The sequence below is a fragment of the Pseudomonas sp. NPDC088885 genome, assembly GCF_044750025.1.
GTDB lineage: Bacteria > Pseudomonadota > Gammaproteobacteria > Pseudomonadales > Pseudomonadaceae > Aquipseudomonas > Aquipseudomonas rustica.
The window spans coordinates 242,940-261,059 of record NZ_JBIVJB010000001.1 but is presented as its reverse complement, the minus strand read 5'-3'; the positions used below and the strand labels follow the sequence as shown (position 1 = coordinate 261,059).

The 18,120-nt window shown below is 58.8% G+C and carries 12 protein-coding genes; 9 read left to right on the top strand and 3 right to left on the bottom strand.

What is annotated here, in order from left to right:
* Positions 1 to 172 precede the first annotated feature (172 nt).
* The 4 genes from ACIP1X_RS01000 to ACIP1X_RS00985 all read left to right on the top strand — a co-directional run bounded on the left by ACIP1X_RS01000 (position 173) and on the right by ACIP1X_RS00985 (position 7,850).
* Positions 173 to 3,259, top strand: coding sequence for an autotransporter domain-containing protein (locus ACIP1X_RS01000; RefSeq protein WP_400748472.1), 3,087 nt, complete (start codon positions 173 to 175; stop codon positions 3,257 to 3,259).
* Between the two features lie 55 nt (positions 3,260 to 3,314).
* A complete protein-coding gene (locus ACIP1X_RS00995; protein WP_400748469.1) occupies positions 3,315 to 5,003 on the top strand; it encodes a polyurethanase in 1,689 nt (562 codons plus the stop codon).
* 332 nt (positions 5,004 to 5,335) lie between these two features.
* Complete coding sequence (locus tag ACIP1X_RS00990) at positions 5,336 to 7,189, top strand: polyurethanase (RefSeq protein WP_400748965.1); 1,854 nt, start codon at positions 5,336 to 5,338, stop codon at positions 7,187 to 7,189.
* Between the two features lie 286 nt (positions 7,190 to 7,475).
* Entirely contained in the window at positions 7,476 to 7,850 is a 375-nt protein-coding gene (locus ACIP1X_RS00985; RefSeq protein ID WP_400748466.1) for a hypothetical protein, read from the top strand.
* Between the two features lie 115 nt (positions 7,851 to 7,965).
* Here the strand turns inward: ACIP1X_RS00985 and ACIP1X_RS00980 are convergent, their stop codons facing one another.
* Positions 7,966 to 8,190, bottom strand: a complete 225-nt coding sequence (locus tag ACIP1X_RS00980; protein ID WP_053119977.1) for a YgdI/YgdR family lipoprotein — start codon at positions 8,188 to 8,190, stop codon at positions 7,966 to 7,968.
* 195 nt (positions 8,191 to 8,385) lie between these two features.
* On the opposite strand from ACIP1X_RS00980, the gene ACIP1X_RS00975 reads away from it, so the two are divergent.
* The 5 genes from ACIP1X_RS00975 (at position 8,386) to ACIP1X_RS00955 (ending at position 15,991) form a co-directional block, all read left to right on the top strand.
* A complete protein-coding gene (locus ACIP1X_RS00975; protein ID WP_400748463.1) occupies positions 8,386 to 10,038 on the top strand; it encodes a VRR-NUC domain-containing protein in 1,653 nt (550 codons plus the stop codon).
* Positions 10,035 to 12,302 (top strand): ATP-dependent DNA helicase, encoded by a 2,268-nt coding sequence (locus tag ACIP1X_RS00970; protein ID WP_400748460.1) that lies wholly within the window; start codon positions 10,035 to 10,037, stop codon positions 12,300 to 12,302. The genes ACIP1X_RS00975 and ACIP1X_RS00970 overlap by 4 nt, the downstream gene beginning before the upstream one ends.
* Before the next feature lie 160 nt (positions 12,303 to 12,462).
* Positions 12,463 to 13,371 carry a zeta toxin family protein gene (locus ACIP1X_RS00965; protein WP_400748457.1) on the top strand — a complete coding sequence of 303 codons (909 nt, stop codon included), beginning with the start codon at positions 12,463 to 12,465 and terminating at the stop codon, positions 13,369 to 13,371.
* A gap of 89 nt (positions 13,372 to 13,460) precedes the next feature.
* Positions 13,461 to 15,380 carry a PAS domain S-box protein gene (locus ACIP1X_RS00960; RefSeq protein ID WP_400748455.1) on the top strand — a complete coding sequence of 640 codons (1,920 nt, stop codon included), beginning with the start codon at positions 13,461 to 13,463 and terminating at the stop codon, positions 15,378 to 15,380.
* Positions 15,381 to 15,454: 74 nt separating this feature from the next.
* Complete coding sequence (locus ACIP1X_RS00955; protein ID WP_053119988.1) at positions 15,455 to 15,991, top strand: hypothetical protein; 537 nt, start codon at positions 15,455 to 15,457, stop codon at positions 15,989 to 15,991.
* 254 nt (positions 15,992 to 16,245) lie between these two features.
* Here ACIP1X_RS00955 and ACIP1X_RS00950 read toward each other — a convergent pair whose 3' ends face one another.
* Together ACIP1X_RS00950 and ACIP1X_RS00945 are read right to left on the bottom strand one after the other, a co-directional pair.
* Entirely contained in the window at positions 16,246 to 16,542 is a 297-nt protein-coding gene (locus ACIP1X_RS00950; RefSeq protein WP_053119990.1) for a hypothetical protein, read from the bottom strand.
* 187 nt (positions 16,543 to 16,729) lie between these two features.
* Positions 16,730 to 18,073 carry a cation:proton antiporter gene (locus ACIP1X_RS00945; RefSeq protein WP_400748453.1) on the bottom strand — a complete coding sequence of 448 codons (1,344 nt, stop codon included), beginning with the start codon at positions 18,071 to 18,073 and terminating at the stop codon, positions 16,730 to 16,732.
* Positions 18,074 to 18,120 lie beyond the last annotated feature (47 nt).

Below are 18,120 nucleotides of genomic sequence, written 5' to 3'. Positions count from 1 at the left end.
AAGATCGACGCACACCTGATCGTTCCCACGCTCTGCGTGGGAATGCCTCTAGGGACGCTCCGCGTCCAGTGACGCGGAGCGTCACGGGCTGCATCTCCACGCGGAGCGTGGGAACGATCACAAACGAAAGAGATACGGATTTTTTCGCAACATCACTAAGGAAGGTCGCTGGATGAATAACAACAATACACCCGCGCAATCGGGTGGCCGTTTTGCCTTGAAAACCCTGAATCTCGCGGTGCTCTGCGCACTCACCACCTGGGGCAGCGCACACGCCGCACCCTACGTGGAAAACGCTCGCACGGGCGATCCGTCCAGTTGGCGCAGCGCCGAATTCAAAGCCGATTGGGGCCTGGGCGCGATCGGTGCCGATCACGCTTACGCTGCTGGCTACACCGGCAAAGGCGTGAAACTGGGGATCTTCGACCAGCCGGTGTACGCCGCGCACCCGGAATTTTCCGGCAGCAACAAAGTCGTGACGCTGGTCACCAGCGGCATCCGCGAATACACCGACCCGTACATCCCGGTGAAGGCCGGCGATGCGTTCCGTTATGACGGTTCGCCCTCGGTCGGTTCCGATGGCAAGCTCGGCGCCCACGGTACCCACGTCGGCGGTATCGCGGCGGGCAGTCGTGACGGCGGGCCAATGCACGGCGTCGCGTTCGCCGCGCAAATCATCAGCGCCGACAACGGTGATCCGGGCCCGGAAGATGGCATCGTCCGTGGCAACGACGGCGCGGTGTACAAGGCCGGTTGGGATGCACTGATCGCCAGCGGCGCGCGGATCATCAACAACAGCTGGGGCATCGGCATCACCGACCGTTTCGACCTCGGCGGCCGCGACCCGGCGTACCCGCATTTCACCGTCAACGACGCGCAAGTGCAGTTCAACGAAATCCGCACACTGCTCGGCACCAAGCCCGGTGGCGCCTATGACGGCGCAATCGCCGCCGCGCGCAGTGGCATCGTGACGATCTTCGCTGCCGGCAACGACTACAACCTCAACAACCCCGACGCCATCGCCGGCCTCGGCTATTTCGTGCCTGAGATCGCGCCGAACTGGATCACCGTCGCCGCGCTGCAACAGAACCCGGATCTGGCCAGCGCCAATCCGTACGTCATCAGTACGTTCTCGTCGCGTTGCGGCTACACCGCGAGTTTCTGCGTGTCAGCGCCGGGCACGAAAATCTTCAGCTCGATCATCGAAGGCACCAACGCCGATAACCTCACCACCAGCTACAAAAATTACAACGGCACCTCGATGGCCGCGCCGCACGTGGCCGGTTCCATGGCGGTGCTGATGGAGCGTTTCCCGTACATGACCGGCGATCAGGTCGCGACGGTACTGCGCACCACCGCCACCGACCTCGGCGCACCGGGCATCGACGCCTTGTACGGCTGGGGCATGATCAACCTGCGCAAGGGTATCGACGGCCCGTCGATGTTCGTCACCGAGCAGGACATTCCCGAGGAATTCCGCGTCAACGGCGCCTACGGTTCCGGTCAGTTTGTCGCGGATTTGCCGGGCATCGGCGCGATCATCGACAAGGGCAAACCGACCGAGCGCGTGTGCAACGACATCACCTGCGGTCTCGACACCTGGCGCAACGACATCTCCGGTCACGGTGGCCTGACCAAGCAAGGCATCGGCACCCTGGTGCTGACCGGCAACAACAGCTACAGCGGCCCAACGTTGGTCAATCAGGGCCGACTGGCGATCAACGGTTCGCTGGCTTCTGAAGTGACCGTGAACGACAGCGGCATCCTCGGCGGCAACGGTCGCATCGGCGCCCTGACCGCGAAAAGCGGCGGCACCGTGGCGCCGGGCAATTCCATCGGCACGCTGAACGTGGTGGGTGACGTGACCTTTGAACGCGGTTCGACCTACGCGGTGGAAGTCTCGCCGACCAGCAGCGACCGCATCGTTGCCGGCGGCGCCGCACAGATTGATGGCGCGACCGTCGCACTGTCGCTGGAAAACAGCCCGACATTGCTGAGCACCAGCGAAGTGAAAAGCCTGCTCGGCACGCAATACAACATCCTCCAGGCAGCGGGCGGCGTGTCCGGCCAGTTCGGCCAGGTGTTGCCGAACTATGCATTCCTCGGCGGTACGTTGGGCTATTCGGCAAACGGCGTTCAGCTTGAGGTCGGCCGTAATGGCGCGTCGTTCGCCAGCGTCGGTCTCACGCCGAATCAGCGTTCAGTCGCGGCGGCGGCGGATCGTCTCGGTGCCGGCAATGCGCTGTTCGAAACCCTGCTGCTGTCACCTAACGCGGCGTCGGCGCAACAGGCTTTCCAACAGTTGTCCGGCGAGATTCACCCGGCCATTGGCACCTTGCTGATCAACGACAGCCGTTACCTGCGTGAAGCGGTTGGCGAGCGTCTGCGTGAACGCGATCTGTTCAACGCCGATGCACCGAAAAGCGAGGGCAGCAACGCCTGGGTCAAGGTGTTGGGCTCGTGGGGCACCAGTGATGGCGGCAATAAATACGCGGATTCCACCAGCTCGATCGGTGGCTTGCTCGCCGGTGTCGATGGCTTGATTGCTGAAGATACCCGTCTCGGTTTCGTTACCGGTTATAGCGACAGTTCTTTGAGCATGGGCAGCGGCACGCATTCGTCGGCCTCGGTCGACAGCTACCACTTGGGTGCGTATCTGGGGCATGAAATCGATGCCCTGCGCCTGACCGTTGGCGGCGCTTACAGCTGGCACCGCATCGATGCGAAGCGTGATCTGCAAATCGGCGATGTCAGCGGCAAGCAGAAAACCAAACGCGATGCGACCACCGCGCAATTGTTCACAGAAGCCGCTTACGATCTGGGCTTGCAGCCGATGAACCTGGAACCGTTCGCCAATCTGTCGTACGTGCATCTCAACACTGACAGCTTCACCGAGAAGGGTGACGCGGCGGCGTTGAAGGGCGGTGAAGACAATCGCGACGTGGTGCTGTCGACCCTCGGCGTGCGCGCCAAGCGCAGCTTCGCCCTGTCGGATCAGCATCAACTGGAACTGGGTGCGAGCCTCGGCTGGCAGCACAACCTGAGCAGCGTTGACGCTGACAGCCACTTGGCTTTCGCCAACGGCAACAGTGCGTTCAACGTGCAGAGCGTGTCGATGGATCGTGATGCAGCGGTGGTCGGCGTGCGTGCAGGTCTGGCGCTCAATCGCGATGTGCGGGTGAATCTGGATTACAACGGGCTGATCGGTTCGAACGAGAAAGACCACGGTGTCGGCCTCACACTCGACTGGCAGTTCTAAAGCGTACCGGCAGCCTTGCGAAAGGCTGCCGGTTTAAAGGAAGAGAGAGCACAACATGGGATTGTTCGATTACAAAAAGGCCGATGGCAAAGCGTTGTACAGCGACGCCATCGCCCTGACGTTGTACGCCTACACCCCGACCGGCAAGCCTTTGCCGGCAACCGCTTGGGCGCCGGTCACCGCGACGGCGCTGGGTTATCAGGGCAAGGTCGGGCCGCAAGGCACAATCTTCGGTGAGCAGGATGGCTTCACCAGCGCCGAGGCGGAGGTGCTCGGCAAGTACGACGCGGCCGGCAAATTGATCGGCCTCGGCATTGCCTTTCGTGGCACCGGCGGGCTGGGTTACAGCGACACCTTCGGCGACATGAAAAACAATTTGCTGGCCGCTGTCGGGCCGTCGGATTATGCGAGCAAATACGCGAAAAACGCTTTCGACAATCTGCTCAAGGCTGTCGCCACGTTTGCCATTGCCAACGGCATTGCTGCGAAGGATGTGTTATTCAGCGGCCACAGCCTCGGCGGCCTCGGGGTCAACAGTGTCGCCGAGTTAAGCGCGAACAATTGGGGTGGGTTCTTCAAGGACGCCAACTACATCGCGTTTGCCTCGCCGACCCAGAGCAGCACGGGCAATAACGTGCTGAACATCGGCTACGAGAACGACCCGGTGTTCCGCGTGCTCGACGGCACTACGTTCAGCACGGCCTCGATGGGCAAACACGACAAACCGCAAGATTCGACCACCGACAACATCGTCAACTTCAATGACAACTACGCGTCCACCGCGCAGAACCTGGTGCCGTTCAGCATCATCAATCCGCTCAGTTGGTCGGCGCACGGTTCGCTCGGTTATGCCGATGGCTTGAATCGGCTGATCGACTCGACGTTCTACAACCTGACGCATAAAGACTCGACGATCATCATTTCCAATCTGGAGGCGTCTTCGCGGGGCAAAACCTGGGTTGAGGATCTCGGCCGCAGCGGTGAACCGCACACCGGCAGCACTTTCATCATTGGCACGCAGAGCAATGACTGGCTCAAGGGCGGCGTGGGCAACGACTTCCTTGAAGGCTTGGGCGGTGATGATCGTTTCCGCGATGACGGCGGCTTCAATATTTTGCTCGGCGGCCAAGGCCACAACACGTTCGAGCTGCAGAAACCATTGCAAAACTTCAGCTTCGCCAATGATGGCGACGGCACGCTGTACGTGCGCGACGCCTACGGCGGCATCAGCATGACCCGCGACATCGGCGCGCTGGTAAGTAAAGAGTCGGGCTCGTGGTGGGGCAGCAAGGAAATCACCTGGGGCGTCACGGCCAAGGGTTTGAGTAATGGCAACGAACTGACCCAGTACAACCATTCCCTGAGCGGCGATGGTTACGGCAATGCGCTACACGCCACGGCGGATGGCGATTGGCTGTTTGGCTTGGGCGGTGATGACACGCTGATCAGCGACAAGGGCCACGTGACCTTCGTCGGTGGCGCCGGCAACGACGTGATGAATGCGATAGGTGGCAACAACACCTTCCTGTTCAGCGGTGCGTTTGGTTTTGATGCGATCAGTGGTTATCAGGGCAGCGACAAACTGCTGTTCATGGGCGTCGAGGGCGCGGGGCAGGGTTACGACTACAAACAGCACGCGTCGCAGAGCGGCGGCGATACCGTGCTGAAGATTGGCGACTTTGCCGTGACGTTGGTTGGGGTGGGAGTGGCTAACCTGTCGGACGCTAATTTCCTGTTCGCTTAGATCCCATGTGGGAGCGGGCTTTTGTGGCGAGGGGATTTATCCCCGTTGGGCTGCGCAGCAGCCCCAAATTCTGAGCATACGGTGTGTCAGACACACTTCGGCTGAAGGGTTTGGGGCCGCTTCGCGACCCAACGGGGATAAATCCCCTCGCCACAAGTGATCAATCCAAAGAAGGTTGTTTACACAGAAGTTTTCTTGGTGAAAGAGGCAAAAAGTCCAGTTCCACACAAGTGATGTGCAAGTAGTAATGAAATGCTCCGGGGCGGCCTGCGAGGGGCGCTCTGGCTGTGAGCTATCTCTGAACAATTCCAACAAAAAGAGAGGCAATGGCAATGGGTGTGTATGACTACAAAAACTTTGGCACAGCCGATTCCAAGGCGCTGTTCAGCGACGCCATGGCGATCACGCTGTATTCCTATCACAACCTCGATAACGGGTTTGCTGCCGGTTATCAGCACAATGGCTTCGGCCTCGGCTTGCCAGCCACACTGGTCACAGCGCTGATTGGCGGCACCGATTCACAAGGCGTCATCCCCGGCATTCCGTGGAATCCCGACTCGGAAAAAGCCGCCCTCGACGCGGTCAAACAGGCCGGTTGGACACCGATCAGCGCCTCGCAACTGGGCTACGACGGCAAGACCGATGCGCGTGGCACCTTCTTCGGCGAGAAGGCCGGCTACACCAGCGCTCAGGTAGAAATCCTCGGCAAGTACGACGCCCAAGGCCATCTCACCGAACTGGGCATTGCCTTTCGCGGCACCAGCGGGCCACGGGAAATCCTCATTGGCGATTCGATCGGCGACGCGATCAATGATCTGCTCGCGGCATTCGGCCCCAAGGATTACGCGAAAAATTACGTCGACGAAGCCTTCGGCAATCTGCTCAATAACGTCGTGACATTCGCCAAGGCCAACGGTCTCAGCGGCAACGACGTACTGGTCAGCGGCCACAGCCTCGGCGGCCTCGCGGTCAACAGCATGGCCGATTTGAGCGGTGGCAAATGGGGCGGTTTCTTCGCCGATTCCAACTACATCGCTTACGCCTCGCCGACCCAGAGCAGCACCGACAAAGTGCTCAACGTCGGCTACGAAAACGACCCGGTATTCCGCGCCCTCGACGGCTCGACCTTCACCGGCGCCTCGGTCGGCGTGCATGACGCGCCGCACGCATCGACCACCGACAACATCGTCAGCTTCAACGATCACTACGCCTCGACCGCGTGGAATCTGCTGCCATTCTCGATCCTGAATATTCCGACGTGGATCTCGCACTTGCCGACCGCGTATGGCGATGGCATGAACCGGGTCATCGAGTCGAAGTTCTACGACCTGACCAGCCACGACTCGACGATCATCGTCGCCAACCTGTCCGACCCGGCACGCGCCAATACTTGGGTGCAGGATCTCAATCGCAACGCCGAAACCCACAAGGGCAGCACCTTCATCATCGGCAGTGATGGTAATGACCTGATCCTGGGCGGCAGCGGCAACGACTACCTGGAAGGACGCGCCGGCAACGACACGTTCCGTGACAGCGGTGGTTACAACATTATCCTCGGCGGGCAGGGCAACAATTCACTGGATTTGCAGAACTCAGTGAAGAACTTCGATTTCGCCAACGACGGCGTGGGCAATCTGTACGTTCGCGATGCACAGGGCGGGATCAGCATCACTCGCGACATCAGCACGATTCTGACCAAGGAACCGGGGTTTCTCTGGGGCGTGTTCAAGAATGACGTGGTCAACAGCGTCACGGTCAATGGCCTGACAGCGGGCAACACCGTTACCGCTTACGAGTCGAGCGTGAAAGGCACCAGTGGCGTAGATACGCTCCAGGCACATGCGAGTGGCGACTGGTTATTCGGGCTGGATGGCAACGATCATCTGATTGGCGGTACGGGCAACGATGTATTTGTCGGCGGCGCCGGTAATGACCTGATGGAATCGGGGGGCGGGGCGGATACGTTCCTGTTCAACGGCGCGTTCGGGCAGGATCGGGTGGTGGGTTATTCGTCGAATGACAAACTGGTGTTTCTCGGTGTGCAGGGTGTTTTGCCGGCGGATGACTTCCGTGCGCATGCCTCCAGTGTCGGGCAGGACACGGTGCTGACGTTTGGCACGGATACGGTGACGTTGGTGGGCGTGGCGCTGAGTAGCCTGAATGCCGACGGTATCGTGATCGCCTGATTCGTTAGGGCTATCCCAAAACCTGTGGCGAGGGGATTTATCCCCGATGGGTTGCGCAGCAGCCCCAAATTCTGAGCATGCGCTGTGTCAGACACAGTTCGGCTGAAGGTTTTGGGGTCGCTGTGCTACCCAGCGGGGATAAATCCCCTCGCCACAATGAATGGTGTATGTGACTGATAAGCCTGTTTCTGACTCAAACCCCTGCAAAAACAGGAAGTGCGGCCTAAAGCCAGCACGTGCACACACGTTCTACAGCTAGCTGCCATTGAGTACAGGAGATTCAAACGTGAAAGGTTTCAAGGGGTATATCGGTTTCGTCGGGCTGGCGCTGTGTTCGGCTAACGTCTGCGCCGATCTGCCTCAAAGCTCGATTCTGAGCCGCTACGGCGTCACCACCGACCAACTGCCGAACCCGGTAAAGACTGCCGAGGACAAACCGGTCGAAGAAAAAAGCCGTTTTCAAATCCAGCCCGAACAGCCGTTCGTGACGATCCGTCTGGGTGACGGCAAGCAGCCGCCAACCACCGGCAATTTGAGCATCGACCGCATGGCGCAGCAGGATCTGCAGCGTTGCCAGCGTTTGCAGGGTGAATTGGTCAAACGCGGCGGGTCATATATAAAATGCGACAACAGCATCCCTGGCATGCCAACTCCCGAGTAATGATCGTTCCCACGCTCTGCGTGGGAATGCATCCCGGGACGCTCCGCGTCCCTTCCAGAGCCGAACGCGGAGCGTCCGTTGCGGCATTCCCATGCCGAGCGTGGAAACGAGAGTGTTAGTCCTCCTTGCGCACGGTCGCCACTTCATCGGCGCGCACTTTCACCTTCGCCCCGGAAATATCTTCGAATTCATAAAAGCCGTCTTTGGTTTCGGTCTTCGGCATGTCCTTGGTCAAATACTGGGTGCCGTTCTGCAACGTGACCACGGTCTGGGTTGAGCAACCGCCCAATGCCAACAGGGCGGCAACCGCCAATGGAAGGCCCAGCGTCTTGATGTTCATAGCCACCTCAAACTCCTCATGCGATGTAGTACCGATCATTGTCGGTGTTCTAACGCGGTTGGTGTCATCGCACCGTGAAAAGTTCGATGTTCACCGATAAAAAATGCCATTGATCTTTTTCCGTTTGCACGGGGTAGGGCTGAGCTGGTATCTGTACGCATAACCAGTACTCGCTCGCCATGGTCCTGAATTCCCGTGACTGCCAATTCCCTCGAAGATCCGTTTTATTACCTCAACAACTTCCGGCAAGTCCTTGATTGGCTTGAGCTTCGCTATGCCGATGTGATGAGCGAAACGGAGCACGCGTTTATTCGCGACTTCAATGCGCTGCCGCGAGCGTCGCAGGGTCTGCTGGTGCGGATGGTGATGCGCAAGGGCATTCATTTTCGTGCGGGAAAACTGACTTACGCCGAAATCGGCGACATCGCTGCAGCCGCACAGCCGTTGCTGGCGCGCGGTTGGCTCGACGAGCAGGCACCGTTGGCGATCGCAGAGCTCTTTGATGTGTTGCTCAAGGCTGAAATTTTGCAGGCTTTCGGTGACGTTATTGATCGACCCAAGGGCCGCAAAGATGAATGGCTGCCTTTGCTGGCAGAACAGTTCGATACGCCGCGAACCCTGCGCGACTGGGCGCCGTCTCTGAATGATCGCCTGTTCAGTCTGACCATCATGGATCTGTGCGATCGCCTGCGCCTGATGTTTTTCGGCAACCTTTATCAGGATTGGTCGGAATTTGTCTTGGCCGACCTCGGTATCTTTACTTACGAAAAAGTCGAATTCTGCGCCGATTCCCGAGGCCTGCGCAGCCGCGCGGACGTCGACGCCTGCCTGTTCCTGCACAATTGCCAGTTGCGTTTCGAAGCCGGTGAACCGCTGGAAACCATCTTTGAACAGGTCAGCGCGCTGCACTTTGACAACCCGTGGTTGCAGCGGCGGCGCGGCAAAGTGCTGTTTCAGATTGGTCAGTATTGCGAGCGCATCACCGAGTTTGCCCTGGCCCTGAGTATCTACCGAGACTGCGCCTATCCCGGTGCGCGGCTGCGGATGATCCGCGTGCTGGAGCGCAGCGCCGAATACGCGCTGGCGCTGGAGCTGGCGTTATTGGCCGAACTAGCCCCGGAAAGCGCCGCTGAGCAGCAAGGCCTGCAACGCATCATGCCGAGGTTGCGACGCAAACTCGGCGGCCCGCCGCTCAAGCGCGCAACGGCAAAACCCGTCGAGCGTCTGGATTTGCACCTGCCACGCAGCGATCCGGCGCTGTCGGTGGAGTTTTACGTGCAGGCGCATCTGCATGACGACGAGGGCCCGGTGCATTACGTCGAGAACAGCCTGATCAACTCGTTGTTCGGCTTGCTTTGCTGGCCGGCGATTTTCGCGCCGTTGCCCGGGGCGTTTTTTCACCCGTTCCAGCGCGGCCCGGTCGATCTGCTCAATGAAGATTTCCAGCAGCGTCGCGCCGAGCTGTTTCAGGCCTGCTTCGCCGAACTCGATGATGGCCGTTATGCCGACACGATCCGCCAACGGTTCGTGGATAAATGGGGTGTGCAGTCGCCGTTTGTGTTCTGGGGCGCGCTCAATGAGGACTTGCTGGAGCAGGCGCTGGCCTGCTTGCCCGCGGAGCACCTCAAACACTGGTTCAATCGTTTGCTGCTCGACATCAAGGCCAATCGCGCCGGCATGCCCGACCTGATCCAGTTCTGGCCGCAGCACAAAACCTATCGAATGATCGAAGTCAAAGGCCCCGGCGACCGCTTGCAGGACAACCAGTTGCGCTGGCTGGAGTTCTGCCACCAGCACCAGATGCCGGTTGCCGTGTGTTACGTGCAATGGGCGGAGCAGAGCGCTTGAGCTACAACATTGCCGTGCGGGCACTGTGCGAGTTCACCGCCAAGACCGGCGACCTCGACTTGCGCTTCACGCCGTCACCCACCGCGCTGGAAGGCATCGCCGGCCACCGCACCGTAGCCTCGCGGCGCAGCGACAATTACCAAAGTGAAGTGGCGCTGGAAGGCGAATTCCTGCAGTTGAAGGTCAAGGGCAGGGCGGACGGCTACGACCCGGCGCAGAACTGCCTCGAAGAAGTCAAAACCTACCGTGGCGACCTGAGCAAACAACCGGCCAACCACCGCCAGTTGCACTGGGCGCAGGCGAAAATCTACGGCTGGTTGATGTGCCGCAAACTGGATTTGCAGAAGATCAATCTGGCGCTGGTGTATTTCGACATCGTCAGCGAAAAGGAAACCTGTCTGGTTGAGGCGTTCAGCGTCGACACCTTGCGCGAGTTCTTTGAGCAGCAATGCCGCTTGTTTCTGTACTGGGCTGAGCAGGAAATGGCGCACCGCGAGGCGCGCAATCTGGCGGCGCAGCAGTTGCGCTTTCCCCATGTGGATTTTCGTCCAGGTCAACGGCATCTGGCCGAATCGGTGTTCAAGGCTATCAGCACCGGTCGTTGCCTGATGGCCCAAGCACCCACTGGCATTGGCAAAACCCTCGGTACATTGTTCCCGATGCTCAAGGCGCTGGCGCCGCAGCAACTGGACAAAGTGTTCTTCCTCACCGCTAAAACCCCCGGGCGCAAACTCGCGCTGGACGCCAGTCAGGTGTTGTTCGATCAATCGCCGACGTTGCCGTTGCGTGTGCTGGAAATGGTTGCCCGGGACAAGGCTTGCGAACACCCGGACAAAGCCTGTCACGGCGAATCCTGCCCGTTGGCGCAAGGCTTTTATGATCGTCTGCCCGCCGCCCGTGAGGCCGCCAGCCGCATCAATCTGCTTGATCAAGCCGCCATGCGTGAAGTCGCCGCGCAACATTCGGTATGCCCGTATTACTTGAGCCAGGAAATGGCCCGCTGGGTGGACGTGGTCGTCGCCGACTACAACTATTACTTCGACTTCAGCGCGCTGCTGTTCGGTCTCGCCCAGCTCAATCAATGGAAAGTCGCGGTATTGGCCGATGAGGCGCACAACCTGGTCGAGCGTGGCCGGCAGATGTACAGCGCCAGCCTCGATCAATTCACCTTGGGCAGCGTGCGCAAAACCGCCCCCGAAGCGCTGAAAAAATCGCTGCAAAGGGTCAACCGTGAATGGAACGCGCTGCATGCGCCGCAACTGGCGGCGTATCAGGCCTACGACAAAGCCCCGGAAAAATTGCTGCAAGCGATCTCCCTGTGCTGCTCGGCCATCGGTGATTACCTCAACGATCACCCGCAAGGGCTCGACAGCGCGTTGCAGAACTTCTATTTCGATTTACTGCAGTTTGGCCGGGTTGCTGAGCTATACGACGAGCATTACCTGTTCGACATCAGCAAACGCGACCTCGACCGCAAACGGCCGCTGTCACAGCTGTGTTTGCGCAACGTGGTGCCTGCTGCGTTCATTGGCCCGCGCCTGAAGTCTGCGCGCAGCAGCGTGTTGTTCTCCGCGACCCTCAGCCCACGGCGTTATTACGCCGACCTGCTCGGCACGCCGGCCGATACGGTGTGGATCGACGTTGAATCACCGTTCAGCGCCGAGCAATTGCAGGTGCAGATCATCAGTCGCATCTCGACCCGCTTCAATCACCGGCAGGCGTCGCTGGAACCCATCGTCGAACTGATCGCGCGGCAGTTCAGTGAGCGCCCGGGTAACTATCTGGCGTTTTTCAGCAGCTTCGATTATCTGCAACAGGTGGCAACGTTGCTCGCCGAACGGCACCCGCAGATCACCCTGTGGCAGCAATCGCGGGGCATGGCCGAAGGGCAGCGGCAGGCGTTTCTTGATCAGTTCACCGCTGACAGCCAAGGCGTTGGATTCGCGGTGTTGGGGGGAGCATTTGGCGAGGGCATCGATCTGCCCGGCGCGCGGTTGATCGGCGCGTTCATTGCGACGTTGGGGCTGGCGCAGCTCAACCCAGTGAATGAGCAGTTGAAGCTGCGCATGGCCGCCATTTTCGGCGCCGGTTACGACTACACCTATTTATTTCCGGGGGTGCAGAAGGTGGTGCAGGCGGCAGGCCGGGTGATCCGCACTCGCCAGGATCGCGGTGTGGTGATGTTGATCGATGACCGCTTTGCCGAGAGCCGGATCAAGCAATTACTGCCGAAATGGTGGGCGCTACAGCAGGCGCCCTTCTGATGTTGCTGGAAGAGAATTCCGATGGCCTTGTAGGAAAAATGTCCTTTTAAAGCAGTGACATATCCCGTATTGAACTGCCATTTGTATGTTTCACCAAAGCAGACTTTATTGATAAGACCGCTCCAGCGGTTCTACCCATTATCGATAAGGACATCGACCCATGACCCATACTGCCACTTACCACTACACCCCAGCCCAACTCAGTGCAGCCTTCAATGAGATCAGCGCCACGTTGTTCGCCGGGATCATTCCTGAAACCAGACCCAAACTATTGATCACCGCCGGTGTGCAGAGCTCGGGGAAAACCTGGCTGCTGGAAAAAACCTTGCTGCCCTCCGGCCAGTACAACAACTATGTGCGTCTGTACTTGCCCGAATACCGCAGTAAACACCCGCAGTACCAAGACATGCTCAAGCTTGGCGTGCTTCACGCCTATGAGCAGACCGAAACGTTCATTCGCGAACTGTGCGGCAAAATTTTCGAAAAAGCCTTCGCTGAAAAACTCAACATCATCCTGGAGTGCGCCTTCGATTCGATCGACTTTGCGACCCTGCCCGCGTTTGCTGTCGGCGCCGGTTATCAACTGGAGGTTCACATTGTCGCGTGCAATCAGCCCTACGCGTTTCTGTCCGGCTTCAAACGGGCTTTCAAAAGCCTGGAAAAAAATGAACTGGAACGGTTTGTACGGCCTTCGGAATTGAAGTCCAGCCTGGCAACGGCGCATGCGGTGGTGTTTGCGCTTGAGATCGCGGCAAAGTTGTCTGATGGCTCGCAAATATTTTTGTACGAACGTGGAATGGGGCCACTGCAGGATCGCGTATTGCGCGCGCGCAGTCTTTACAACAAAGGCGAGAAGGGCGAATTGAGCGTGACCTCGCCGAATCTGCCTTACAGCTACGACGCCTACCAGCGCATCAGCAGCAGTTCGATCAGCGGCAATGCCGAGCACCACGAATTCATCAAAGCGTGTCACCGGATGCTGCAGCAGACCAGCCAGTACGCTGAGCTGATCCCCGACTACGTGTACGACGCGCTTTACTCGCGCATTTTCAAATACGCACAGCGCTGAACGTTGGGCGAGTTTTACTCGCCCACGCTTCCCAAAACGCTGGTTTGACGCATACTCCTCCAATACTAAATGTGCTTGAGTCGTACCTGATGATCAAAACCACCAAGACCGCTGCGATCGAAGAGATGCGTTTCAGGCTTCTCATCGATGCAGTGGTCGACTACGCGATCTACATGATCGATCCGGACGGCATCATTACCAGCTGGAACTCCGGCGCCAAACGCTTCAAGGGCTACGAAGAAGCTGAAATTCTTGGCGAGCACTTTTCACGTTTTTACACCGACGACGACCGTGCCGCCGGGTTGCCGCAACGGGCGCTCGACACAGCGATCCGTGAGGGCCGCTTCGAGGGCGAGGGTTGGCGGGTACGCAAGGACGGCACCAATTTCTGGTCGCACGTGGTGATCGATCCGATCATCGACCCCAATGGCCAGTTGCTGGGGTTTGCCAAAATCACCCGCGACCTGACCGACCGCAAGATGGCCGAGGAAACCCTCAGACGCAGCGAACAGCAGTTCCGCATGCTGGTGCAGGGCGTGACCGATTACGCAATCTACATGCTCAGCCCAGAAGGTCGGGTCAGCAACTGGAACCAGGGTGCACAGCGGATCAAAGGCTATCTGCCTGAAGAAATCATCGGTCAGCATTTTTCAGTGTTCTACACGCCGGAAGACCGCGAAGCCGGCGAACCGCAGCGGGCTTTGGGGATCGCCACCCGTGAAGGCCGCTTTGAAAACCGTAGCTGGCGGGTGCGCAAGGACGGCACGCGGTTCCTCGCGCACGTGGTGGTCGATGCCATTCGCGGCGATACCGGCACGTTGCTCGGCTTCGCCAAGATCACCCGTGACGTCACCGAAGCCCATAAGGCCCAACAGGACCTGGAGAAAACCCGCGAGGCGCTGTTCCAGGCGCAGAAGATGCAAGCCATCGGCCAGCTCAGCGGTGGTATCGCTCACGACTTCAATAACCTGCTGACGGTGATTCTCGGCAATCTCGAAATTGTTCAGAAGCGCATCGGCGATGATCCGAAAATCAACCGTTTGCTGGAAAACGCAACCCAAGGTGCACTGCGGGGCGTGTCACTGACGCAACGCATGCTGGCGTTTGCTCGCCGGCAGGAATTGAAGACTGAGCCGGTCGATATCCCGCAATTGGTGCAGGGTATTACCGGGCTGCTGCGCAGTTCCTTGGGGCCGAACATCAAGATCGAAACACGCTTCCCTGTTGAACTTGAGCGCGTGTTGGCCGACACCAATCAACTGGAACTGGCGCTTCTCAATCTGGCCACTAACGCCCGTGACGCCATGCCCGACGGTGGCAGCGTCATTGTCAGTGCGCAACACGAAGTGGTGCTGGAACAAGGCCAGCACACCTTGGCGTCTGGCCATTACGTGTGCCTGAGTCTCATCGACAACGGTGTCGGCATGGATGCCAACACTCTGGCGTCGGCCAAGGATCCGTTCTTCACTACCAAAGGTCTGGGCAAGGGCACCGGGCTGGGCTTGTCGATGGTGCATGGCTTTATTGAGCAACTGGGCGGGCGTTTCGTTCTTAAAAGCGACCCGGGGCAGGGCACCACGGCTGAACTCTGGCTGCCAGTGGCGACCCATGCGGACATTGCCAGTCCGTTGCCGGTCATTGAACCCGTCAGTTCAGTGCCACGCTTGAGCGTATTGGTGGTGGACGACGACAGTCTGGTACTGACCAGCACAGTTTTGCTGCTTGAGGACCTTGGCCATCGCGTGCTGAGCGTCAGCTCTGGTGCTCATGCTTTGACCTTGTTCGATCAAGGTGAAGTGATCGATCTGATGATCACCGACATGGCCATGCCACACATGAGCGGCGCGCAACTGGCCCACGCCGTACGGTTGTTGAAACCGGATCTGCCGATCATCCTCGCCACCGGTTACGCCGAGCGTCTGGAGGGTTTTGCCGCACAATTGCCGCGTTTGCCGAAACCGTTCACGCAACTCAATCTGCTGGAGGTCATTGCCCAATCAATGAAATGACCCGTCGGGAGATCCGCCTGAACTTGTCTGCTGTGGAGATCTTCTAACTGTTTTCCACTCCGGAGCGTGCGTCCTTGTCTCGCATACTGACTCACCCAACTGCTGAAGAAACCCTGACCGAACACGATGCAAAGATGTTTGGCTCACCCAAGGAGCGGCTGGACTTCTACCGCCGGGAAATTCAGTACGAAACCAGCATTCTGGCGAACCGTACGGATGCTTATCTGGCGGCGCAATCGTTTCTGGTGATCGCTTTTGCTTCGTGCATGGCCAATCTCAACCCGGAGTGGGGCAAGTTGTTCACCCTAGTGGTGCCACCGTTTCTGGCATTGCTAGGGCTGCTCAGTTCACTCAACGCCTGGCCGGGGATTCGCGCGGCGTACGACATCATTGATCACTGGCATTTCAAGCAGAGTCACTTGCTGCACAGCGAACCGGTAATGGGGCTGGCGTATGACGAATCGCCGTTGTTCAGCGAGATGGAGTCGACGCACAAGGGGTACCGAAAGTCGCTCCTGTTTTCGGTGCGTACGCCGTGGATTTTTGCGGTGTTCTGGATAGTGTTGGGGAGTTATGCGGTGTTTATTCAGGTGACTAATCCTGGTGGATGAGTGACAGCGAAAAGCCCGGCTGACGAGGCCGGGCTTTTTTGTGGACGCTTGAAATTTGGGGTGTTTTTGAAATCGATCCCCCTCACCCCAGCCCTCTCCCCCAAGGGGTAGAGGGGGAAGGGAGCAGATCTATGTGGTGTTCAGAGACTCAGTACGACTCGATATCTCAGGTCGCCATAGCTCGAGCATCCAACCCGGTCAGTTCCCTCTCCCTCCGGGAGAGGGCTAGGGTGAGGGGCTTTTGACCTACAGCCTCAAGCCACCGTCTCAAGCTCCCGACGCAACCCCGCCGAATTCTGCGAAGACATCGGAATCGGCGGGAAATCCTCGTTCAGCACGCACAGATGATCAATCGCGTCTTCAAACATGAAATCGGCTTTCTTGCGCAAGGCTCGATAGTGCTCAAACTGTTCGAAATCCATATTTTCCACTTCCAGCAACGCATTCGCCGCTCGATTCAGCGCGTGGGCGTTTTCGAACAGTTGACGATTGCGTTCCAGAGCCAGCGCTCTGCAAGCTTTGATTTGTGCAGGAGTCGAGCATTCTTTCATGACCGTAACCTTAATCTTCGGGATTCCTTTTCACAGGCTTAATGCCGCAGGGGAACCGAACCTGCCGGGCCCCGTCGGATGGATCCGGCGGGGGGGTTATGCTTGTGACTGTCGACAATCGGGCAGGGGTCCATTTTTTTTCAGAAGAATATTCGATGGGTTTTCACGGAGAACCTAAATGAAAAAATCAGGTTTTTTGTTTTTTTAGCTGCTCATAACGCGCCAGGATTGGTTGGGTGCTAATACCGTGCAGCAAAATGCTCAACGCCACGACCGACAGCGTCAGGTCGGTACACAACGTCGCCACCGAATCCGTCAGGCCATGGTTCAGCCCATAAAACAAATAGAACAAGCTGCCGATCCCGCGAATGCCAAACCAACCGATCAACAAGCGCTGCCGACCCTCCAGCAACGATCCCCACGGCATCAGCCCGACGCAGAGCGGACGAATCACACAAAACAACACGCCCCCCACCAGCAAGGCTCGCCAGTCCCAATGCGCGATCAGCACCACGCCGAGCAGAGTCACCAGAAACACTTCCATGGCGCGCTCGACCAGACTGCCGAACGACAACATGTCGCCCATCATGATGCCGGCCGCCACTTGGCTGCTTTTCAGCCGTTCGGTATCGCCATGTACCGCGTGCTGGGGTTCGACGTTCTGGTGGCCGACCACCGGCTGCACCAGATGCTCGGCGGGTGGTTGCTCGGCGCCGGTAGATTTCACTTCGACCTGGCGCAAGCCCAGGCCTGCGGCAAACACCGACAAGAAGCCGTAGCCGCCGATGGTTTCCGCCACGACATAGGCCAGCGCAATCAACGCCAATGCGAGGTAGTCATTGGGGCTCAACGTGCTGTCGTCATTGTGAATGCGCAGTGAAAGCGTCACGCGCCCGATACCGCGGCCCATCCAATAACCAGTCAACAACCCTGCAGGCACGGCCCACAGCACGTTGCGCAGCACCCAGCCTTGCCACTCGGCCTCGCCGCCAGCACCGTGGATCAGCAGCAGCCCGAGAATCACGAACGGGAAGGCGATGCCGTCATTCAAGCCGGCCTCACCCGACAGACCGAAGCGCACACTGTCGACATCGCGCGCATCGTTAACCTGCACCAACGCCGCCAGTACCGGGTCGGTCGGCGCCAGAATCGCGCCGATCAACAATGAAGGCCCCCATGGCAACTGCAAGGCGAAGTGCAGCAGCAGACACACGCCGATAATGGTCAACACCATCACCGGCCCGGCGAGTCCGAACGCTATTCGCCAGCGTTTATCGTGCAGCGGCAGACGTAATTTCAGACCGCAGACGAACAGTGAAAAGAGCACCGCGACTTCCGTCAGGTGCTCCATCCACAGCGAGGCGTTTTCCAAAGGCAGTTTCAACAGATCAAGGCCGCTGGGGCCAATCCCGATGCCCAGCAGCAGGCACACCGCCGACGTCGTCACCGGCATCCAGCGCAGGTACGACGAAGTGAGTGCCAGGGTCAGTAACACGGCGCCGAGCACCGCGACCCACACGATAAAACTCATGTTGTGCCGCCTCCGAATGTTTCATATGACGGCAATCGCACCGCATT